General features: G+C 33.3%; 23 protein-coding genes. 21 read left to right on the top strand and 2 right to left on the bottom strand.

The window, feature by feature from the left end; genetic code table 11:
- Positions 1-66: 66 nt before the first annotated feature.
- Entirely contained in the window at positions 67-969 is a 903-nt protein-coding gene (locus ACHRV0_RS03655; RefSeq protein WP_395439935.1) for a PhzF family phenazine biosynthesis protein, read from the top strand.
- A 54-nt stretch (positions 970-1,023) separates the two neighbouring features.
- On the opposite strand, the gene ACHRV0_RS03650 is transcribed toward ACHRV0_RS03655, so the two are convergent.
- Positions 1,024-1,251, bottom strand: a complete 228-nt coding sequence (locus tag ACHRV0_RS03650; RefSeq protein WP_089053402.1) for a CDGSH iron-sulfur domain-containing protein — start codon at positions 1,249-1,251, stop codon at positions 1,024-1,026.
- A gap of 336 nt (positions 1,252-1,587) precedes the next feature.
- On the opposite strand from ACHRV0_RS03650, the gene metG reads away from it, so the two are divergent.
- From metG to ACHRV0_RS03600, 10 genes are all read left to right on the top strand, one after another.
- The gene (gene metG, locus ACHRV0_RS03645; protein ID WP_395439934.1) at positions 1,588-3,723 is read left to right on the top strand and encodes a methionine--tRNA ligase; all 2,136 of its coding nucleotides are present in this window, start codon (positions 1,588-1,590) and stop codon (positions 3,721-3,723) included.
- A gap of 365 nt (positions 3,724-4,088) precedes the next feature.
- On the top strand, positions 4,089-4,364 hold the full coding sequence (locus tag ACHRV0_RS03640; RefSeq protein ID WP_395439933.1) for a hypothetical protein: 276 nt from the start codon (positions 4,089-4,091) through the stop codon (positions 4,362-4,364).
- Positions 4,365-4,468: 104 nt separating this feature from the next.
- Complete coding sequence (locus tag ACHRV0_RS03635; protein ID WP_395439932.1) at positions 4,469-5,353, top strand: DMT family transporter; 885 nt, start codon at positions 4,469-4,471, stop codon at positions 5,351-5,353.
- A 289-nt stretch (positions 5,354-5,642) separates the two neighbouring features.
- The gene (locus ACHRV0_RS03630) at positions 5,643-6,350 is read left to right on the top strand and encodes an HAD family hydrolase (protein WP_129022645.1); all 708 of its coding nucleotides are present in this window, start codon (positions 5,643-5,645) and stop codon (positions 6,348-6,350) included.
- On the top strand, positions 6,350-6,982 hold the full coding sequence (locus tag ACHRV0_RS03625) for a CatA-like O-acetyltransferase (RefSeq protein ID WP_395439931.1): 633 nt from the start codon (positions 6,350-6,352) through the stop codon (positions 6,980-6,982). Before ACHRV0_RS03630 ends, ACHRV0_RS03625 begins: the two co-directional genes overlap by 1 nt.
- 109 nt (positions 6,983-7,091) lie before the next feature.
- On the top strand, positions 7,092-8,219 hold the full coding sequence (locus ACHRV0_RS03620; protein WP_129022647.1) for an OmpA family protein: 1,128 nt from the start codon (positions 7,092-7,094) through the stop codon (positions 8,217-8,219).
- 158 nt (positions 8,220-8,377) lie between these two features.
- Complete coding sequence (locus tag ACHRV0_RS03615; protein WP_395439930.1) at positions 8,378-9,850, top strand: hypothetical protein; 1,473 nt, start codon at positions 8,378-8,380, stop codon at positions 9,848-9,850.
- 94 nt (positions 9,851-9,944) lie between these two features.
- Complete coding sequence (locus ACHRV0_RS03610; protein ID WP_089053408.1) at positions 9,945-10,463, top strand: ferritin; 519 nt, start codon at positions 9,945-9,947, stop codon at positions 10,461-10,463.
- 82 nt (positions 10,464-10,545) lie between these two features.
- Positions 10,546-10,731, top strand: a complete 186-nt coding sequence (locus ACHRV0_RS03605) for a hypothetical protein (protein WP_083692280.1) — start codon at positions 10,546-10,548, stop codon at positions 10,729-10,731.
- A 93-nt stretch (positions 10,732-10,824) separates the two neighbouring features.
- Positions 10,825-11,517 carry a DUF2461 domain-containing protein gene (locus tag ACHRV0_RS03600; protein ID WP_395439929.1) on the top strand — a complete coding sequence of 231 codons (693 nt, stop codon included), beginning with the start codon at positions 10,825-10,827 and terminating at the stop codon, positions 11,515-11,517.
- Between the two features lie 67 nt (positions 11,518-11,584).
- Here the strand turns inward: ACHRV0_RS03600 and ACHRV0_RS03595 are convergent, their stop codons facing one another.
- Positions 11,585-11,917: a single-stranded DNA-binding protein gene (locus ACHRV0_RS03595; protein WP_395439928.1), complete on the bottom strand. Its 333-nt coding sequence runs from the start codon at positions 11,915-11,917 to the stop codon at positions 11,585-11,587.
- A 174-nt stretch (positions 11,918-12,091) separates the two neighbouring features.
- On the opposite strand from ACHRV0_RS03595, the gene ACHRV0_RS03590 reads away from it, so the two are divergent.
- The 10 genes from ACHRV0_RS03590 (at position 12,092) to tnpA (ending at position 22,777) form a co-directional block, all read left to right on the top strand.
- The gene (locus ACHRV0_RS03590) at positions 12,092-13,618 is read left to right on the top strand and encodes a bifunctional GNAT family N-acetyltransferase/carbon-nitrogen hydrolase family protein (protein ID WP_129022651.1); all 1,527 of its coding nucleotides are present in this window, start codon (positions 12,092-12,094) and stop codon (positions 13,616-13,618) included.
- Entirely contained in the window at positions 13,618-13,965 is a 348-nt protein-coding gene (locus ACHRV0_RS03585; RefSeq protein ID WP_089058040.1) for a hypothetical protein, read from the top strand. Before ACHRV0_RS03590 ends, ACHRV0_RS03585 begins: the two co-directional genes overlap by 1 nt.
- Positions 13,966-13,978: 13 nt before the next feature.
- Positions 13,979-16,372, top strand: a complete 2,394-nt coding sequence (locus ACHRV0_RS03580; protein ID WP_395439927.1) for a M28 family peptidase — start codon at positions 13,979-13,981, stop codon at positions 16,370-16,372.
- 4 nt (positions 16,373-16,376) lie between these two features.
- On the top strand, positions 16,377-16,796 hold the full coding sequence (locus tag ACHRV0_RS03575) for an SRPBCC family protein (protein WP_395439926.1): 420 nt from the start codon (positions 16,377-16,379) through the stop codon (positions 16,794-16,796).
- Positions 16,797-16,968: 172 nt separating this feature from the next.
- Entirely contained in the window at positions 16,969-17,784 is an 816-nt protein-coding gene (locus ACHRV0_RS03570; RefSeq protein WP_395439925.1) for an NAD(P)H-binding protein, read from the top strand.
- A 202-nt stretch (positions 17,785-17,986) separates the two neighbouring features.
- The gene (locus ACHRV0_RS03565; protein ID WP_395439924.1) at positions 17,987-18,463 is read left to right on the top strand and encodes a methylated-DNA--[protein]-cysteine S-methyltransferase; all 477 of its coding nucleotides are present in this window, start codon (positions 17,987-17,989) and stop codon (positions 18,461-18,463) included.
- Positions 18,464-18,553: 90 nt separating this feature from the next.
- Positions 18,554-19,267, top strand: coding sequence for a 3'-5' exonuclease (locus ACHRV0_RS03560; RefSeq protein ID WP_129053391.1), 714 nt, complete (start codon positions 18,554-18,556; stop codon positions 19,265-19,267).
- 60 nt (positions 19,268-19,327) lie between these two features.
- Entirely contained in the window at positions 19,328-20,401 is a 1,074-nt protein-coding gene (locus tag ACHRV0_RS03555; protein ID WP_395439923.1) for a winged helix DNA-binding domain-containing protein, read from the top strand.
- Between the two features lie 112 nt (positions 20,402-20,513).
- Entirely contained in the window at positions 20,514-21,953 is a 1,440-nt protein-coding gene (locus ACHRV0_RS03550; RefSeq protein ID WP_395439922.1) for a nucleoside recognition domain-containing protein, read from the top strand.
- A 362-nt stretch (positions 21,954-22,315) separates the two neighbouring features.
- Positions 22,316-22,777: an IS200/IS605 family transposase gene (tnpA, locus tag ACHRV0_RS03545; protein WP_395439921.1), complete on the top strand. Its 462-nt coding sequence runs from the start codon at positions 22,316-22,318 to the stop codon at positions 22,775-22,777.
- The last annotated feature ends 55 nt before the right edge of the window (positions 22,778-22,832 follow it).

Genomic DNA, 22,832 nt, shown 5'->3' with positions numbered 1-22,832 from the left:
TTTTCATATTTTTTAAGCATTAACTTTATTCCGTCTAAAAAGTTTAAGCTAAAAAAGAATTAAGGAATGGAAGGAAGAAAAGCATTAGAATATTATGTTTTAGATGTATTCTCAAATGAAAGTTATAGAGGAAACCCGCTTTCGGTGGTTTTTACAAACGGTAATTTAGAATTAGAAACGTATCAAAACATCTCCAAAGAATTTGGCTATTCCGAAACTTCATTTGTTTATTATTCCCCAGCACAAAAAGCATTAAACGTACGCTCGTTTACTCCAACCGGAATCGAAATTGACGGCGCAGGACACAATTTATTAGGAGCGGTTTGCGGAGCTTTATTAAAAGGAATCCCCATATTTAAAGACCAAGAAGAAAACGCTCGTTTCGTAATCATGAAACACGCTGCAATTCCGTTGACTGTAAGTTTTGATCCCGTAAGCTTTTATCCTGTTGTGCAAATGCATCAAAAGTCGGCAGTTTTAAGACAGGAAATTCCAACATACAAATTAGCGGTTGCACTTGGTTTAAAAATCGAAGATTTAGACAGCAACGACTTTGTTCCCACAATCGTTAAAACCGAAGTTTCGCATACTATGGTTCCCATTAAAAACAGTCAAATCCTGAACGATTGTATTCCAGATCCAAAACTGTTAATCGAAATTTCGAAAGAATATCAATCTGAAGGTTTTTATTGCTTTACCATAAAAGGTCAAAATGAAGAACATATTGCCGAGACCCGATTTTTTAATCCAATAATCGGAATTTATGAAGATCCCGCAACAGGAACTGCCGCAGGTCCATTAATTGGATTTTTAACTCAAAAAAAACAAGCAAAACTCAATCAAGAATATAAAATCCTGCAAGGTATAAAATTAAATCAGCCTTCAATTATTGAAGTTATGAATCGCGAAAATGATATTTTGGTTGGCGGTTCTTCGATAATTACGATGAAAGGCGAACTTTATCTATAAAAAAAGCTGCATCAATAAAATGCAGCTTTTTTTATATTCAAATTAGAAAAAATCTTAATTCGTTTTCATTGGCGGTAAATCGAATGCAACAGATTCGTGTTCGAAATTATTTCTGTGTCCGCCATCGCAAAATGGTTTGTTTGCAGATAATCCACAACGGCAAAGACCAAGTGCAGATCTTCCTTGTAATCCGTATACAGCTCCTTCTGAATCCATGATTTCAAAATCACCTTCGATTTTGATTGATCCATTTTTATTGATGATTAATTTTGTCTTGCTCATAAACTTGTTTTTTAGTTTTTTTTCGGAAGGCAAAGATTGCGAAATAAATCTTGAAGATTTTAGCGGCAATGCTAGTTTAAACTGGTTCTATTTTACACCCAATACATCCAATATTGTCATTTCGACGAAGGAGAAATCTTCGCGAGAAGCTCCATTCCTAAAGTCGCCAATCTTTGTCGAGCTACTTGCTAAGATTTCTCCTTCGTCGAAATGACATAAAATGAGAAAAAACTTTGCGCCTCTGCGACTTTGCGAGATTAAAAAACTCAGCGAATGGCTGCGTAATAACAAAATCTCAATTCTATTGCTTATTTTTGCACTCAATAAAATTGAGTTATGATACAAAATCCAAAGAGATATACTATTACAGCAGCATTACCTTATACTAATGGACCAATCCATATTGGGCATTTGGCGGGGGTTTACGTGCCTGCAGATATATATTCTAGATACTTGCGTTTGCAAAATAAAGATGTTGCGTTTATTTGCGGAAGCGATGAACACGGTGTTGCAATTTCGATGAAAGCAAAAAAAGAAGGAGTTACACCACAAGAAGTTATTGATAAATACGACGGAATCATCCGTAAATCGTTTGCAGATTTCGGAATTTCATTTGATAATTATTCTAGAACTTCTGCAAAAGTGCATCACGATACGGCTTCAGAATTCTTTAGAACGCTGTATGATAAAGGCGATTTTATTGAAGAAGTTACAGAGCAATTGTACGATGCAAAAGCAAATCAGTTTTTAGCAGACCGTTTTGTGGTTGGAACTTGTCCTAAATGCGACAATCCAGAAGCTTACGGCGATCAATGCGAAAAATGCGGATCGACTTTGAACGCTACTGATTTAATCAATCCAAAATCGACAATTACTGGTGAAACTCCAATTTTAAAAGAAACAAAACACTGGTTTTTACCTTTAGACAGATATTCTGATTTCTTAACAAAATGGATTTTAGAAGGTCATAAAAACGACTGGAAACCTAACGTTTACGGTCAAGTAAAATCTTGGATCGACGGCGGACTTGAACCTCGTGCGGTAACGCGTGACCTTGATTGGGGAATTGATGTTCCTGTTGAAGGTGCCGAAGGAAAAAAATTATACGTTTGGTTTGATGCGCCAATTGGTTACATTTCTTCTACAAAAGAATGGGCTGCCCGCGAAGGAAAAGATTGGGAACCATATTGGAAAGATGAAGAAACGAAATTGGTTCACTTTATCGGGAAAGACAATATCGTTTTCCACTGTATCATTTTCCCTGCGATGTTAAAAGCTGAAGGAAGTTATATTTTACCAGACAATGTTCCTGCAAATGAGTTTTTGAACCTAGAAGGAAACAAACTTTCGACTTCTAAAAACTGGGCAGTTTGGCTACACGAATATTTAGAAGAATTTCCAGACAAACAGGATGTTTTGCGTTATGCCTTAACCTCAAATGCACCGGAAACAAAAGATAATGATTTTACTTGGAAAGACTTTCAAGCAAGAAATAACAACGAATTAGTTGCTATTTTCGGAAACTTCATTAATCGTGTGGTGGTTTTAACCAACAAATATTATGAAGGTGTTATTCCAACGCCAAATGAATTTAGTGAAGTTGACGAAGCTGTTTTAGCAGAATTAAAAGCGTATCCAGCTGTAATTTCAAGTTCTGTTGAGCGTTACAGATTCCGTGAAGCTTTAGGCGAATTAATGAATGTTGCTCGTTTAGGAAACAAATATCTTGCTGACGAAGAGCCTTGGAAGGTAATGAAAGACAATCCAGAGCGTGTAAAAACGCAAATGTATGTAGCACTTCAAATTGCTGCGGCATTGAGCGTTTTGGCTGAACCATTTTTACCTTTTACAGCGGCTAAACTTTCTAAAATCTTGAATTTAGGTGATCTTAAAGAACATTTTGAAGGATTCAGCAAATTCTTGAAAGAGAAAAATCGTGATGCAAAAGACATCATTTTGGATAAAACATTGGGTTGGAATGATATTACTGAAAATTCAGATTTAATTCCGGCTGGACATAAAATTGGCGAAGCTGAATTGCTTTTTGCTAAAATTGAAGACGAAGAAATACAAAAACAAATAGATAAATTGGAAGCAACAAAAACGGCTAATCTTGCTGAAAGCAAACAACCTGAACCACAAAAAGATTTAATTCAGTTTGAGGATTTTGCAAAAATGGATATCCGTATAGGAACTATTCTAGAAGCGGAAAAGATGCCAAAAGCAAACAAACTTTTAGTTCTTAAAGTGGATACTGGAATTGATGTTCGTACAATTGTTTCAGGAATTGCCGAGAGTTTTTCTCCAGAAGAAATCGTTGGAAAACGTGTTTCTGTTTTAGCTAATTTAGCACCAAGAGCTTTACGCGGAGTTGAAAGCCAGGGAATGATCTTGATGACAACAAATGCCGAAGGAAAATTGGTATTTGTAAACCCAGATGCTGAAGCACCAAATGGGGCTACGGTAAATTAAACTGATTTTACACATCTAGTATATCGTTTGTCATTTCGAGGAACGAGAAATCTTCGCAAGTAACTCCGCAATGAGAATCCAATCTTTGTCGAGCTTCTCGCGAAGATTTCTCGTTCCTCGAAATGACAAAATTGGCAAAATTAAAAAGAAAACAAAATTCTTACATTTTTCCGTTTCTTTCAAATTTATATTTGTACGTTTGTACTGACAAAATATTTGAGAGACTTTCGATAATAAACTTATTTAAAGTAACAATAAGCGAAACCCTCGTCATGGTGCTGGAGCAGGAAACTGCCCTTGATCTATTCTTTTGAATATTTTGTCACACCTAAAATGAGGGTTTCGTGCGTTTAAAATTTTCGATCATGACAGAAGAAAATGAAAAAACAACAGAAGCAGCTGTAATGACAGCAATGGCAAAATTTCTCTCAGACCTTTGGTTTGTAGATGATTTTAGAGATCAACCCGAATATTTGTCTGAAATATTCGAGACTATTCTTTTAACTGAAATGGGCGACGATCAAGATCTGAGAGTCAGAATGATCAACTCTATTAGAACCAGTAAAATGCTGGCGGAAACACTCGGATCTTTTTCTGACGGAGAAATTAACAAAGCCTGCGAGAAAATGATTAAAGCATAAAAACACAAAAAGCGTAAACTCTAAACTGATTTTACGCTTTTTAGTTTCAAAAGTATTTGCTTGTAAACTATCTTTGAAAAATAATACACGATTAAAATCACAAAATGAAACTCACCAAACCAAGATTAGCTCTAATCTGCGGTATACTCTGCATCTCGATTTTCCCGATATTGGTTAAATTACGTTTAACATCAGGATTGATTTCGGCTTTTTACCGAATGTTTTTTGCAGTTATTCTCCTTTTGCCTTACGTGCTTTTAAGCAAAAACTTTAAACTTCCGAGTTTAAAACTTACGCTTTTGGCAATGCTTTGCGGAATTTTATTTTCATCAGATGTTGCCGTTTGGAATATCGCTATTCAGGATTCGAGTGCGACGCAGGCTTCATTGCTTACAAACTTATCGCCAGTTTGGGTAGGAATTGGTTCCTTTTTATTTCTAAAATCAAAACCTGCGACAAATTTCTGGATTGGAACAATTGTTTCTTTATTCGGAATGGTAACTTTGGTTGGTTTTGAGTTTTTTATTGATCTTAATTTCAATCAAGCCTTTCTGTTTGCCGTTTTATCAGGAATTTTATATTCGATTTATCTTTTGGTGAGCAAAAATGTATTGTCAGAAGTTGATGTACTTTCCTTTATGACAATCAGTTTATTTACATCAAGTATTTATTTAGGAATTCTATGTTATTCATTAAACGAACCTTTTACAGGGTTTACAAATACAGGTTGGTTTGTATTAGTACTTCAAGCGGTAATTTGTCAATTGTGTGCGTGGCTTTCGATTAGTTATGCCACACAACATATGCGCGCAACAAGAGTATCGCTGAGTTTATTAAGTCAGGCTGTAATAACATCAATTTTAGCTTGGTTGTTTTTAGAAGAAAAAATAACTTTACAAATGGTTTTTGGCGGTATTATTTTACTTTTCGGAATCCGAATTACGTTTTACGATAAAACGATTTCTTTGAAAAAGCTTTTTTCTAAGTAAAGAACAGCTCATAGATTTCTACAGATTTAAAGAATTAACACAGATTAATTAATTTTAAAAAAAGTTCTCACGCAGATTTGGCAGATTAAGCAAATAAAAATCCTTTTAATCTTAATAATCTTTGGCAAAAAATTAGTGCAATTCGTGTAATTTGTGGCTAAATATTTTCACGCAGATTCAGCAGATTTAAGCAGATTTTAAAAAACACTTTAATCTCAATATCACGATAGCTATCGGGAGTGGCAAAAAACCTGAAACCTGAAACAAAAAACTTGAAACAAAAAACATTATGTTACATAAAACTAAAATACCTAACCTAAAAGTAATCGCATTTGATGCCGATGATACTTTATTTGTAAACGAACCTTATTTTCAAGAAACGGAACATAAATTTTGTGCTTTGATGGAAGATTATCTTTCACATCAAGGTATTTCGCAGGAGTTATTTAAAATTGAAATAGAGAATCTGCCGTTGTACGGATACGGAATCAAAGGTTACATTCTTTCGATGATTGAAGCTGCGATGAACATTTCAAACAACACAATTCCAATTGAAGTTATTGAAAAGATCATTCAATACGGAAAAGAATTACTTGAAAAGCCTATCGAACTTTTAGACGGAGTTGAAGAAACTTTGCAGGCACTGCACGGAAAATATAAACTAGTTGTTGCTACAAAAGGCGATCTTAAAGATCAGCACAGCAAATTGCATCGTTCTGGTTTGGGTCATTATTTTCACCATATCGAAGTAATGTCAGACAAGCAAAATATTGATTATCAAAAACTGCTTGGCCGTTTAGACATTAAATCTCATGAGTTTCTAATGATAGGAAACTCATTAAAATCAGATGTTCTGCCTGTTTTAGAAATTGGAGGATATGCCGTTCATATACCATTTCATACTACTTGGGAACACGAAAAAATTAATCATAAAATAGAACACGAACATTTTAGTTCATTTGAAAATATAACTGAAGTCCTTCAGAACTTACTATAATGAAAACACTTTTAGATCTAGAAAACTGGAACAGAAAAGAGCATTTTGCACACTTTAAACAAATGGAAGAACCGTTTTTTGGCGTAACCGTAGAAATTGATTGTACAAAAGCGTATCAAACGGCAAAAGAATTAAATGTTTCTTTTTTTATCTACTACTTACACAAAACATTAGTTGCTGTAAATTCAGTAGAAAATTTTAAATACAGAATTGCCGATGATAAAATTTACATCAACGATCATATTGATGCATCGGCAACAATTGGAAGAGAAGACGGTACTTTCGGATTTTCATTAATTGAATACCATCCAGATTTTAATTTGTTCAAACAAAATGCTTTAGCCGAAATTGAACGTATTCAAAACACAACCGGTCTTTTTACAAGATCATTTGATGATGATAATTTGATTCATTTCTCGGCTATTCCGTGGATAAATTTTACTTCGATTTCTCACGCCAGAAGTTACACGTTTCCAGACAGCTGCCCTAAAATTTCTTTTGGAAAAATGACAACTTCCGAAACTGGAAAACGAACAATTTCAATGTCAGTACATGTACATCATGCTTTAATGGATGGTTTACATGTAGGACAATTTATAGATCGCTTTGAAGAGGAAATGAATCAAAAATAGTTTTTATCTTATATTTTTTACCTTATTCTGCTATTATAATAACTTTTAATGGACAGCATAAACGCTGATAAATTTGTTGGTTTGAGGAAAATTTAAAACTCAAATTACAATGAAAAAAATTGTTATTACTCTAGCATTTGCACTAGGGTTAATTCATGTAAATGCACAAACAGAACATACTGCAAACAACTACAATAAGTGGTCTGTAGAATTGGCAGGAGGACTAACTAAACCTCAACGACCATTCTCTTCTGGTTATTCAACAGACACTCCAAGTCCATGGGTTGGAGATTTAGGAGTTCGCTATATGTTTAACAACAAATTTGGTTTGAAAGCTGATTTTGGTTACAACAGTTTTACTTCAAAAAGTAATTCTATCGATTTTGATTCAAAATACTACAGAGTAGATTTACAGGCGGTTGCTAACTTAGGCCGCATCATGAACTTTGAAACTTGGACAAATACTTTTGGTTTATTAGGACATGCTGGTTTTGGTTATGCTCAATTAAGAAGCGATAGTTTTAGAGGTGCTGATGAAATGGGTAATTTTATTGCGGGTGTAACTGGGCAAATTAGATTATCTAACAGAGTTGCTTTAACTGGAGATTTCTCTACTATTTTAAACGCATCACAAGATCGTGCTTTTGACGGTGCATATCTTGAAGGTAACAGAGGTTTTTCTGGATTACTTTTCAATGGTACTGTTGGTTTAAATATTTACTTAGGTAAAAACACTAAACATGCAGACTGGACGGTAATTTCTGAAAATGTAGATCTTAGAGCTTACGATGAGAAAATCGCTAATCTTGAAAATCAAATCAAGAACATGCCTTCTAAACAAGTTATCGTAGAAAAACCAGTTACAACAACTGTTGTAAACGATAAAGACGTTGTAAAAGAAATGATAAACGATAAATACTATAGTGTATATTTCGATTTCAACAAATCAACTCCAATCGAAAATTCAACGGCTGCAATTGATGTTGTTTTATCTTATTTAAGAAAAAATCCATCAGCTTCACTTGACATTTTAGGATATGCTGATCAGGTTGGAAAATCTGAATACAACGAAAAACTATCAAACACAAGAGCTACAAATGTTAAAACTATTCTTGAAAAAGCAGGTATTGCATCTTCAAGATTAAATGTAGTTGCTCAAGGTGCCGATACTTCAATTCAAAAAGACTCTGAAGAAGCTAGAAGATTAGCAAGAAGAGTTACTTTTAGAGTAAAATAACCGTTCTTAACTAAACTTAAAAAGTCCTAAGGAAATTTCTTTAGGGCTTTTTTTTTATCTCCCTCAAAAGAAAAAGTATAAGTATTAAAGATCATTTTGGTTTCGGAACAGAAAATTTATTTCACTAAATTTGGAATGATTTTTGTCGCAAAATACTCATGAAAAAAATACTACTTTTCCTTGTTTTACTCCATAATTCAATACTGCTAAGTCAAACAGTATTAAATAGTTTTCCGTTAAATTTAAATAATCCGCTAGAAAATGGTCAGAGCTTAAATATAGAGGATGTAAAAACTAATGAAATATATGTATTTGCCACAGACAATAACAATGTCAATATTTTAAAATACAATAAATCCCTATTTCTAAGAGGTCAGTTTACTGATTCTATAAAAAGTGCCAAAAATGGAATTTTGCTGGGCAGCAGCTTAAGCGAAGACGGAAATCCATCGCTGTATTGGAGCTCTCCTGACTATAAAAACTTAAGAATTATTAAGTATTACTTTGATACAAAAGCTTCCAAAACTTTAAGTTTTGATTTTGGTTCTTACAATTCTTATGTTATAAGCCATTTTCAAAAAGACAACTCGTTTTATGTTTTAGCAAAGGAAATAAAAGAGCCACATTTACTTCTTTTTATATTTAATAACGGAAAATGCGAAATAAAAATGTTTGATTTTTCAGGAATTTTATTTCAAAATAAAAATGACCAGCGCTTTTCTTTCAGCACAATTCTCCAGTATTTTCCCATAGAAAAAATAGAATATAACAACTTTAATCCGCTGGACAAAAGCGTAAGCAAAAACAAAATGTATGTTTTAGACAATCACATTCTTTTAACTTTAGATTACAATACAAAAAAAACACAGGTTTTAGATCTTAATTTGGAAACTCAGGAAGTAACAGAGAAAAACTACGATCAGCCTGTATCTAAAAAGCCTTCTAAAACTTCAAATTCTTTTTATAACGACAACAAACTATTTCAAATCAGCACCAATAACGACGAGTTTTTATTTGATGTAAAGGACTTGTCTACCGGCAAATCTGTTAAAACAGTTTCTATTTCAAAAAAGGATACCATACGTTTTAAGAACTCTCCTCTGTTTATTCAAAATAACGGATACAAACCGCAGGAAATTACTACTACAGCTAAATTTCTAAAGCAATTATCTGCTTTAAATTCTGGAGTTACTGTTTTTAAAAACAAAGAAAATAGTTTTATCACCTTTGGCGGATTTCTGGAATATCAAATCTCACGAGCACCAAGTTTTAATTACAATCAAAACGATGCTTTCTTTGGATTTGAAGACTACAATACTTATCCTGCTTACACACAAAGCCGAATGGTTTACTTTGATTCGATGCTGAATCCTGATTATGAGTTTGTAAACAACCAACAAACTGAACCTTTGGCTGTTGACAATATATTTTATTTTTTAGGAAAAAGTAAAAACATTATCCTGGAAAACATCATAAAACTAAAAGACTATTCGCTTTTAGGTTATTATGATCTGGGAACAAAACAATATGTAATTCGTAAATTTACTGATGGCTTTATGCGTGAAGATGCAGGAAATCCTATTAGCAATAAAGCTGTTTTTTCGAAAAATTTCCCTGTAAATAAGCCTTAATTTTATTGTGAATTAATTCAAATGTGCCATGTTTTCTTGGTTTCGAAAAAATGGAATGAATTATTTTTTCTAACTTTACAAAAAAGACATCATTATGCTATCAAAAAATATTGAAACGGCTTTAAACAAGCAAATTCGCATAGAAGCAGAATCTTCGCAAACTTATCTTTCTATGGCTTGTTGGGCTGAAGTACACGGATTAGAGGGAATCGCTCAATTTATGTACACACAATCAGATGAAGAGCGTGCACATATGCTAAAATTAGTAAAATATGTAAACGAACGCGGAGGACACGCTCATATAACAGATCTAAAAGCGCCAAAAACAAGCTATTCTACTTTTAAAGAAATGTTTGAGGAGCTTTATAATCATGAACTTTTTGTTTCAAAATCGATCAACGAATTAGTGCACATAACTTTTGAAGAAAAAGATTATGCAACACATAATTTCTTACAATGGTATGTTTCTGAACAAATCGAGGAAGAAGCAACTGCTAAATCAATTTTAGATAAAATAAACTTAATTGGAGATGATAAAGGCGGACTTTACTTGTTTGATCGTGATATTCAGCAATTAACAGTTACGAGCTCAATTGCAATCAATCCAAAATAAAAAAAGTTAAAGTTTATTTAGAATACTTAAAAATAACTTTTTTGATTTATATTTGCTACTGTTTTTATAATACAGAGGAAAATTGGGCAAGAAAGAAAAAGACAAGGACAAGAAAAAGGATAAAAAGAAAAAAAAGAATAAAGCTATCCTTGAAAACATTAAGAAGTTAGAAAACTGTAAATCTTCTTGTTGTGAGAAATACAAAAAAAGTGAAAAGAAACGTTGTTCACGTTGTCCTATGTTTGATTTATTCAAAAAAACAGCTTAACGATATATAGAAAACCCACCAATAGATTTGGTGGGTTTTTAATTTTAAAGTAAATTCAGCATCTGATTTTAAAAAACACTTTCATAACTAAATATGGAAAATCACATAACTATACCAAAATCCAGCCTTGATTTTTTGTCTCAACTTAAAGAAAACAATAACAAACCTTGGTTTGATGCACATAAACCGGAATACTTAAAAGAATTAAATCATATTGAAACTTTTGCAGGCACGTTATTACAAGAGCTTTCTAAAACTGATCTTATAGAAACAGCTTCCGGCAAAAAAAGTGTGTACCGAATTTATCGAGATATTCGTTTTTCTAAAGACAAAACTCCTTTTAAAACCTTTTGGGGCGGCAGTTTTACGCGAGCAACAAGTGAAAGAAGAGGCGGTTATTATTTTCATATAGAAAAAGGAAATACTTTTGTTGGCGGGGGATTTTGGGGACCGAATGCAGCAGATTTAAAACGCATAAGAAGCGAATTTGGACATGATTCAGAATCGTTTAGAACAATCTTAAACTCAAAATCTTTTGTTTCTACCTTTGGAACTTTACAAGGTGAACAACTTAAAACAGCACCAAAAGGTTTTGACACAACTCAAGAAGCAATTGACTTACTACGTTACAAACAGTTTTTAGTACTTAAGCGCTTTACAGATGATGAAGTTTTGAGCCCTCAGTTTTTAGAACAAGCTTTAGAAACTTTCAAGAACATGCGGCCTTTTTTAGATTATATGAGCGAAGTCTTAACAACGGATACAAATGGCGCTTCGATTCTATAATTTCATAAAAAAACCTAACACGTTTTAAAAACATGTTAGGTTTAGTTTTATTCTTTTGATTAGAAGATTATTTACTAAGCAGCAAAATTTCATTTACAACAACTTCAGTAATAAATCTTTTCTCTCCATTTTTATCATCATAACTTCTGTGCGTTAATTTGCCATCTATAGCAACCTCTTTTCCTTTTACAACAAACTTTTCAATGATTTCAGCCGTTTTTCCCCACGCTGTTACTCGATGCCATTCTGTTTTTTCTACTTTATCGCCTTTCTCATTTTTATAAATCTCATTTGTAGCGATAGTTAAATGGGCTATTTTTTTACCTGTTTCTAACGTTTTAATTTCTGGATCACTTCCTACGTTACCAATTAATTGTACTCTGTTTTTCATTGCATTCATGGCTTTTACTTTTTTAAATGTTCATATAAAGAATTCGTTGATCAAATTCAACAAGGCAAAGATGCGATCGACCGCAAAAAATATTCGGTTGTAAACTAATTACTTTCGGTTGTAAATACTTGTAAGCGTTTGTAAATGGAAATCTTTTTGTATATTTGAGATAAATCCTACGATATGCAAGCAGAAATCAAAAAAGTAGAACTACGAAATTTAGCTCTTGAAGATTACAAACAATTGAAAAACTCAATGGTTGAAGCGTATCCTGAAATGGCCAATTCGTATTGGAGATCTAGTGACATCAAAAAATTACTTTCGATATTTCCCGAAGGGCAATTAGTTATTCTTGTTGATGGTGTAGTTGTTGGATCGGCATTATCGCTTATTGTTGATGAAAAACTCGTTGATAAAAGACACAACTACAAACAAATTATTGGCGATTATACGTTTTCAACTCACAATCCTAATGGAGAAATTTTGTACGGAATTGATGTTTTTATTCATCCCAACTATCGAGGTCTTCGTTTAGGCCGACGTCTTTACGATGCGCGTAAGGAACTTTGCGAACAACTTAATCTAAAAGCCATTGTTTTTGCCGGAAGAATTCCAAATTACAATCAATACGCTAAAAAATTATCTCCAAAAAACTATATCGAAAAAGTTAAAGATAAGGAACTGCACGATCCTGTACTTTCTTTTCAGCTCAGCAATGATTTTCATGTATTGAGAATCATCAAAAACTATTTAGAAGGCGACGAGGAATCAAAAGAATTTGCGGTTCTATTAGAATGGAATAATGTTTACTATGACGAAAGTCCGAAACTTATAAATCTTGAAAAAAGCGTTATCAGGCTGGGATTAATACAATGGCAGATGCGCCAGTTAAACAATGTCGAAGCTCTTTTTGAACAGGCCGAATTTTTTATAGATGTTGTTTCTGGTTATGGAAGTGATTTTGCATTATTTCCAGAGCTTTTTATCGCTCCTTTAATGGCCGATTTCAATCATTTATCCGAAGCCGAAGCAATTAGAGAACTAGCGCGTCATTCAGATCCAATTCGAAAGCGTTTTCAGGAATTTGCCATTTCATATAATATCAATATTATAACTGGAAGTATGCCGCATTTGGAAAATGGTAATTTATACAATGTTGGTTTTTTATGCAAAAGAGACGGTACTTCTGAGATGTATTCAAAAATTCATATCACACCAAATGAAGTACAGCATTGGGGAATGAAAGGCGGTTCTGAATTTAAAACCTACGATACGGATTGTGGTAAAATTGGTATTTTGATTTGCTATGATGTCGAATTCCCAGAACTTTCAAGATTATTGGCAGATGAAGGAATGAATATTTTATTTGTTCCGTTTTTAACCGATACTCAAAATGCGTACACTCGTGTAAAACACTGTTCGCAGGCACGTGCTATCGAAAATGAATGTTATGTTGCGATTGCAGGCTGTGTTGGCAATCTTCCGAAGGTAAATAATATGGACATTCAATATGCGCAGGCTTCTGTATTTACGCCTTCAGATTTTGCTTTTCCTAGTAATGGAATTAAAGCGGAAGCAACACCAAATACCGAAATGACATTGATTGTAGATGTTGATCTAAATCTGCTTAAAGAGCTTCATGAACACGGGAGCGTTCGAATTCTAAAAGACAGAAGAACAGATTTGTACGAAACTAAAAAAATAAATTAATGAAAACGTGCCTCGAATGTTCGGAAAAACTTTTTGGCAGAGAAGACAAAAAATTCTGCTCAGACAGCTGCCGAAATGCCTACAACAATAAAATAAATAAAGACAGCAACAATTATATGCGTAATGTAAACAATAAATTACGAAAAAATTACCGTATTTTGTCTGAGTTAAATACTGATGGGAAATCAAAAGCAACAAAAGATAAAATGATTAATAAAGGCTTTGATTTTGATTTCTTTACCAATATCTTGCTGACCAAAACAGGAAATACCTACTATTTCCTATACGACCAAGGATATCGCTCTTTGGACAATGATTATTATATGCTTGTTAAAAAAGAAATTTAGTTTAATACTCATCATGAAAAAAAACCCAGCCTCAATTCTGGCAGTAGTCTGCATTTTAACCTTATTAGGCATTATTTATGCCGCAATGATGCCGCAATGGCTGTCAAAAAATGATGAAGCACTTGCTGATTTTTCGACTGAAAGAGCTTTCAATCAAGTGCAGATTATCGCTCAGAAACCACATTATGTTGGGTCAACAAATCATGAATTAGTAGCAAACTATCTTAAGCTTGAACTTAATCGCATTGGTTTAGAAACTAGTGTTCAAGAGGGTTTTACACTAAACGACAAAGGTCTTTTAGTAAAATCAAAAAACATTCTAGCCCGTATTAAGGGTACTAATAATACTAAAGCGCTTTTACTTTTATCGCATTACGACAGTGCTCCGCACTCTTTTTCAAAAGGCGCAAGTGATGATGCATCGGGTGTAGCCACAATTCTAGAAGGAATTCGTGCTTTTTTATACGCTAAACAGCCACAAAAAAATGATATTATTATTCTTTTTTCAGATGCTGAAGAATTAGGCTTAAATGGCGCTGCACTTTTTGTAAACAAACATCCTTGGGCAAAAGATGTTGGTCTAGTTTTAAACTTTGAAGCCAGAGGAACTTCGGGACCAAGTTATATGTTAATGGAAACGAACAAAGGCAATCAAACCCTTGTTGAAGAATTTTCGAAGGCAAAAACAGCTTATCCCGTTTCTAACTCGTTAATGTACAGCATTTATAAAATGCTTCCAAACGATACTGATTTAACTGTTTTTAGAGAACAGGGAAATATTCAAGGATTCAACTTTGCTTTTATCGACGGACATTACAATTATCATACACAGCAAGACGATATTCATCATTTAAGCAAAACTACTCTGGCACATCAAGGATCTTATTTAATGCCTTTGCTGAAATATTTTGCCAATACAGACTTAAACAAAACTTCATCAACAGAAGATAATGTATATTTTAACATTCCATTTTCATTTATAAGCTATCCGTTTTCATGGGTTGCGCCAATGACTCTGATTGCTTTTGGTTTATTGATTATTCTTATTTTCATTGGAAAAGCGAAACGTATTATTACTTTCAGAGAAATATTTAAAGGTTTTGTTCCGCTTTTAGGATCTATAATTACGGCTGGATTAGTTACTTTTTTAGGTTGGAAAATTATCTTAGAAATCTATCCGCAATATTCTGATTTACTAAACGGATTTACCTATAATGGTCACGCTTATATTGGAGCATTTGTAACGCTGAGTATTGCCATTTGTTTTGCCTTTTATCATCATTTTTCAGATGCAAAGGCTACTATGAATCATTTTGCAGCTCCTTTATTACTTTGGATTATTATAAATGCCTTTTTAGCAAACAGTTTAACTGGCGCAGGATTTTTAATTATTCCTGTTTATTTTGGAATAGTATTATTCGCAATCTACGTTTTTACTCAATATTCCGGCTTGGGTTTAAACTTGATTTTCAGTATTCCTGCATTGGCAATTGTAGCTCCGTTTATCGTAATGTTCCCAATTGGTTTGGGCTTAAAAATACTTTTTGGAAGCGCAGTTCTAACGGTTCTTCTTTTCGGGTTACTGCTTCCGGTTTTTAACTCTTTTATAAAAAAAGGCGTTTGGCTTATCGTTTTCTTTGCCTGCTCAATAGGTTTTTTCGTTTACGCGGGTTATCATTCAGGATATGAACCAGGAAAGGCAAAATCAAATAGTTTATTATACATCTACAATGCAAATTCAAACTCAGCAATTTGGGCTACTTACGATACAAATCTAGATGATTGGACAAAAGCTTATTTGGGAGAAAAAAACCAGAAAGCTCCGGGATTAAATAATCTGCCATTAAGCAGTAAATACAGCTCAGGTTTTACATACAGTGCAATCGCTCCAGTTATCGATGTACCAAAACCAACTATCTCTTTTATAAAAGACAGTGTTGTGGGCAATAATCGCTATTTAAAAATTAAAATTACTCCTAATCGAAAAGTAAATCGATACGATATTTATGCTAACCCCAAAATGACATTTTACAACTTTAAGGCAAATGGAGTTTCGACTTCAGACGAAAAAGGAAATCGTTTAGAGCGAGAAGGAATGCGTCTTTTATGTTACTATGTTGTAGGCAATGAACCTCTTGTTTTGGATTTCTATATTAATAAATCGTCTATTTTTGATATGGATTTAATAGAGAGTTCTTTTGATTTGTTATCCAATCCGTTGCTTAAAATCAAACCTAGAAGTGACTGGATGATGCCTACTCCTTTTGTTTTAAATGATGCGGTTTTAATACAACAAAAAATAAAACGATATACACCGCCGGCACCTGTTTTACCGCCTGCTGCAACTGTAAAAGATTCTACCATTATTACAAAAGACAGTTTAAAACCGGTTATTAAACAACAATAGTTTTATGGCAACAAACATTTCAACTACAATCTTAAATGCATCTATTGAAAAAGTTTGGAATGCATTGACAAAACCAGAGTTAGTAAAACAGTGGCAATATGGCAGCGAACTTATTACAGACTGGAAAACAGGTAATGAAATACGTTTTAGAAATGAATGGCAAGGTCAAGTCTTTGAGCAATGGGGCAGTATTTTAGAAATTGTTCCAAATCAGAAAATAAAATACTCTTTGTTTTTTCCACGTCCAGAATTAGAGGACAAACCAGAAAATTATTTCATAATGAGTTATATTTTATCTGAAGAAAACAACAAAGTAAAACTACAAATAATTCAAGAAGACAATCGTCCTGGAGCCATTCAGGAAGAACCTCAAGATGATGAAAATCCTATACTTCAAAGTTTAAAAACTTTGGTCGAAAATTAAATCTCAGGGCAGACTTTTAAATTAAGTACTGCCCTTCCTTTTTTTCAGAAATCTTCTTTACTCAATCTTTTGTTGTTCTTGCAAACATTCTGAAACAATCGCAAGACAAGCATAAAAAGTCTTTTATAAGTTTTAACTTTGAGCCTTTTCAACTTTGAATCTTTACACGAAAATGGCAAAAATAAGCATAATGGGCTGCGGATGGCTGGGTTTACCTCTGGCTAAAAAACTAATTAAAACAGGAAATTCGGTAAAAGGATCAACAACTTCTGAACATAAACTTTCCATTTTAGAAAATGCAGGCATAAATCCTTTTTTAGTTTCGGTTGAGAGCGACAGAATTTCAGAAAGTATAGACGCTTTTTTAGACGGAAACGAAATTTTAATTATTGATATTCCGCCCAAATTAAGAGAAAACAACTCTGATTCTTCCGATAAAATTTTTGTCAAAAAAATTGAAAATTTAATTCCCTTTATAGAAAATGCAGCAATCAAAAAAGTCCTTTTTGTAAGTTCAACTTCTGTATATGGTGATGAAAACAGTTTAATTACAGAAGAAACAAACCCAAATCCAGAAACCGAAAGCGGTCGGCAATTGCTTTTGGCAGAGCAGATTCTTCAAAAAAATCAAAATTTCGAAACCACAATACTTCGTTTCGGCGGATTAATTGGGGCAGACAGACAACCTGTAAAGTTCTTAGCCGGAAAAGAAAATCTTAAGAACCCAGATGCTCCCGTAAATCTTATTCATCAAAATGACTGCATTGGCATAATTGAAGCCATCATCATACAATCAAAATGGAATGAAGTTTTTAATGCTGCTGCACCTTTTCATCCTTCGCGAAAAGAATATTACACTCAAAAAGCAAAAGAATTGAATTTAGTTTTGCCAATATTCAGTTCTGAAAAATCAGACATAAAAAAGACTATTTCAAGCGAAAAAATTCAAAACGAATTAAACTATCATTTTAAACTGGAGAATTATTAAAGACGACGAATGTCAGGCTGAGCGAAGTCGAAGTCCTTTTGTTTTCATAAGCCTTCGACTTCGCTCAGGGTGACAATAGTGTAAACTTTACGAACTTTAGTAAAACGAACAAAAACTTAAATTACTAACATAGAATCTTATTTGGTTTAAAAAACTTTGCGAACTTTGCGATATACCTTTGCTCCTTTGCGGTAAAAAAAATATGGAAACAGTTTACATCAATTCACCATTAGGAATCACCAAAATTATTGGAGATGAAAATGGTATTTCAGTAATTTCAGTTTCAGATATTGGCAGCAATGAGATTTCTAAAACAATTCCTGACGTTTTGAAAGAAGCTGTTTTGCAGCTCCAAGAATATTTTGAAGGGAAAAGAACCGATTTTGATCTAAAACTAAACCCAAAAGGCACCGAGTTCCAACAAAAAGTATGGAAATCGTTACTTGAAATTCCGTATGGAAAAACGGTGAGTTATATGGATCAAACCAAAAAATTGGGCGATGTAAAAGCGATTCGCGCAGTGGCTTCGGCAAATGGAAAAAACCCGCTTTGGATTGTAGTTCCTTGTCACCGTGTTATTGGTACAAATGGTTCTTTAACCGGTTACGCAGGCGGATTATCTCGTAAAAAATGGCTTTTGGAACACGAAAACCCAAGTACACAACAAAGCTTATTTTAAAAAAATAGGTTAATTCTTATATAACCATTAGTTTTTGTACTTTTATAAATCTAAGAAGTCTAAAAATCTAACATCTAAGATGTCTAAATAATGATTGAAAAAATAAACCTCAATAACATTCTCTTTCTCGATATAGAAACCGTTCCAGAAGAAGAAAATTTCAATTCGCTTGATGCAGAAATGCAGCTGCTTTGGGATCATAAAACACAATATCAGCGAAAAGACGATTTTACTGCAGAAGAATTTTACGATCGTGCTGGAATTTGGGCCGAGTTTGGAAAAATCGTCTGTATATCTGTCGGTTATTTTACCATTAAAGGAGACATTCGTAATTTTAGAGTGACTTCTTTTTTTGGAGAAGAAAAAAAGATCTTGAAAGACTTTAATAACTTATTAAACAATCATTTCAATCAGCCACAACATCTTTTGTGCGGACACAATGCAAAAGAATTTGATATTCCGTTTCTAGCCCGCCGAATGATTATCAATCAAATTGCAATTCCAGATAAACTAAATTTATTTGGTAAAAAACCTTGGGAAATTGCACATTTGGATACTTTAGAATTATGGAAGTTTGGCGATTATAAACATTTTACATCCTTAAAATTACTAACTAAAATTCTAGGTGTTCCATCGCCAAAAGGAGATATTGACGGCAGTCAAGTTGCCCACGTGTTTTATGTAGAAAAAGATATCGATCGAATTGTGACGTATTGCGAAAAAGATACTATTGCCGTTGCACAGATTTTTCTCCGTCTGCGTCGCGAAGATTTATTGATTGACGATGAAATTATTCACGTTTAATTTTTAAGGTACAGAGGCACAAAGGTGCAGAGATGCAAAGTTTATTTTGATATTTAAAAAATGACACATTCGGAAATTTCACATCATCGTCTTGTTTCTCAAAAACTTTACAAAACAACTAAATGTTCTCCACAAGAAGTTGTACACTATTTAGGTGCAATGCAAGCGCAAGATTATGCCATGGCAAAATGGGCTGTGGGATCTCGGTGTGATACATCTGAAAAGGAAATTGAAGAAGCTGTAGATTCTGGTAAGATTATCAGAACCCATATTTTAAGACCGACTTGGCATTTTGTTTCGGCAGATGATATTTATTGGATGCTTGATCTTTCAGCACCGCAAGTAAAAAGATTCACTACTTCAGCGGCAAAAAAATATGGTTTTGATTCCAAAAAACTAGATCAAATTAATATTTCGATTGAAAAATTATTGGCGAGAAACAATCATTTGACACGAGATGAAATAATGCAGGAACTAGGCATTAAAAAAACTTCGAAAGAAGATTTTCTAAGTGCCGCAATTATGATGAATGCAGAACTCGATGGTTTGGTTTGTAACGGTAAAATGAATGGCAAACAAATTACATATGCACTTCTTGAAGAACGTGTTGAACGGCCAAATACTAAACTGACAAAAGAAGAGGGACTGGCAAAATTAGCAAAACGTTATTTCGAAAGTCATGGCCCGGCAACTTTACTTGATTTTTCGTGGTGGTCTGGTTTTTCGCCTACAGTCTGTAAACTGGCGATTCATTCAATCGAATCAGAATTGAATTCGGTCGAAATTGAAAATCAAACTTATTGGTTTGGTTCTGATACTTCTAATGAGAATATCTTCCGCGAAAGCGTACATTTTCTCCCTGCTTTTGATGAAATTCTCATATCATATAAAACGCGTGAAGCATCAATTTTATTAGAACATCAAGCTAAAGCCTTTACCAACAACGGTATTTTTAAACCCATAATTATGGAAAACGGAAAGGTTATTGGAACATGGAAAAGAACGATCAAAAAAGATCACGCAAAAATTGAAACACAGTTTTTTAGTGAAATCAAAAGCGCCAAAAAAGAACTGCTCTTTAAAGAAATTAAAACTTTTGAAAATTATCTCGAGACCAAAATTGTCATTGAATAAATCAAAATTTCACTAAATGATTATTACTTGTGAGAGATACTTCTCGTTTCGATTATAAAATCTTTGTGCATATTATCCCTAAATAATTACATTTACAAAAAAAATTAGCATTATGGTATTAAGCAGATTCTGGTTAGTGATTTTTATTTCTTCGATTGTCTTTATTGTAGTCAGTTTATTTACTGCCAATACTTATACTATTGATTCTGTCTTGAATGGAAAAAAAGATGATCCGATTTTAGTTTCAGAAAAATACATTGAGCAACTTCCTGCTTTTATCAAGGACAGTATTAAAAAAGCGCCAGATCAAACGATGATTATCAATCGTGATACGCTTAATGCTGACACAACTTATGTTTATAAAAACAAAACAGTAAAAATTTTCAGCGGTCTTCAAAAATCGGATGGTTTACTTCCAACTTGTAAAACTACTTTACTTGACTTAATTCTGCCTCTTATGGCATATCTGGCCTTTTTCTGCGGATTAATGGAGCTTTTAATTATTTCCGGAGCATCTGGAAGACTGGCTAAAGTATTAAGTCCTGTGTTTGTAAAGGTATTTCCAAGTATTCCTAAAAATCATCCCTCAATATCTTATATGACTTTAAACTTTGCTGCTAATTTCTTAGGATTAGATTCAGCTGCAACTCCGTTTGGACTTAAGGCTATGGAAAGTTTACAGGAAATAAACCCCGACAAAGACAGGGCGAGCGATGCTCAAATTATGTTTATGTGTCTTCACGCTTCTGGATTAACATTAATTGCGACTTCAATTATTGGATATCGTGCGGCAGCTAATGCAACTAATCCAGCTGATGTTATGCTGCCTTGTATCATTACATCTTTTATTGGCACAATTGCGGCCTTTTTAATTGTTGGAATTAAACAAAAAATCAATTTTAAAAGCGCTTCACTTCTAATTGTTTTAATGGGATTAATTGCTGCTATTGTTGGCTTGCTGATGTATGTAAATCATTTAGATTTAATTGGAAAAAACTACTTTACTTCTAACCTTTCTGGTTTGATATTAATTGCAATTATCGCTTTTACTTTGATTTTTTCATTCATTCACGAGAAAAAATTTACTGATGCCAATACAACCGTTTTTGAGACATTTGTAGTTGGCGCAAACAATGGTGTAAAAACCGGCGTTACTATTTTTCCTTATGTATTGGGTATGTTAGTCGCTATTTCTTTGTTCAGAAACAGTGGTTTATTTGAAATTATAAGTGATGGAATTGCTTTTGTATTTTCGAATATGGGTGTGAGTAAAGAAATCACAAATGCTTTGCCTGTAGCTATGCTTCGTCCATTTAGTTCAGCAGGATCTCGCGGATTTTTGATTGATTCGATGAATACTTTTGGAGCAGATTCATTGACGGCTAGATTAAGCAGTATTTTTCAATGCAGCGCCGAAAGTACTTTTTACGTAATTGCCGTTTACTTTGGATCTGTAAATATCAAAAACACACGCTACGCTTTGGGAACAATGCTTTTGGTTGATTTAATTTGTGTGATTACGGCGATTTTTGTGGCTACATGGTTTTTTTAACTAATTGATCCTACATCTTGTATAAACTGGACTGAAGTCCAGCCCTACAATATTGTTTGTGCTCATGCACTTTTCGCGGTTTTGAAAAACCAATTTATTCTGTATAAAACAGACTGAAGTCCAGCCCTACAATATTGTTCGTGCTTATGCACTTTTCTTGATTTTGAAGAACCAATTTATTCTGTATAAACTGGACTGAAGTCCCGCCCTACAATATTATTTTTTAAATTCCGAAGGAATGATTTATTTTGTAGAGCTGGACTTCAGTCCAGTTTAAAATAAATTTGAGATTGAATCAATAAATTTGTAAGGTATTTTGTATTATTGTGATGATAAAAATCATTACAAATTAATACAGAAATATGTCAAATACCTTTCATCAAGTTTATATTCAGGCAGTTTTTGCAGTTAAATATAGAGAAGCGCTTATTACCGTTGAATGTAAATCAAAAATATTAGGTGTTATTGGTAATCTAATTAATGAAACTGGATGTAAAACAATAATTGTAAATGGAACAGAAGATCATGTTCATTGTTTCTTCGGCTTAAAACCAACAGTTTCTATCTCTGAATTAATGAGAATTGTAAAAGGAAAATCTTCAAAATATATTAATGATAATCAATTAACAACTTCTAGATTTGAATGGCAGGAAGGCTACGGCGCTTTTTCCTATAGTCAGTCTCATATTGATGCTGTTTATAAATACATTAAAAATCAAGAAGAACATCATAAAAAACAAAATTTTAAAGATGAATACTTTTCTTTCTTAGAAAAATTCAACGTCAAATTTGAACAAAAACATGTTTTCCAAAACTTAATATAATTTGATTTTAAAATCGTTGTAAACTGGACTGAAGTCCAGCTCTATGAATATGAAT

It is taken from the genome of Flavobacterium sp. FlaQc-30 (assembly GCF_044005885.1).
GTDB lineage: Bacteria > Bacteroidota > Bacteroidia > Flavobacteriales > Flavobacteriaceae > Flavobacterium.
The sequence above is the reverse complement of the archived record's forward strand: the minus strand, read 5'-3'. Positions and strand labels throughout refer to the sequence as shown.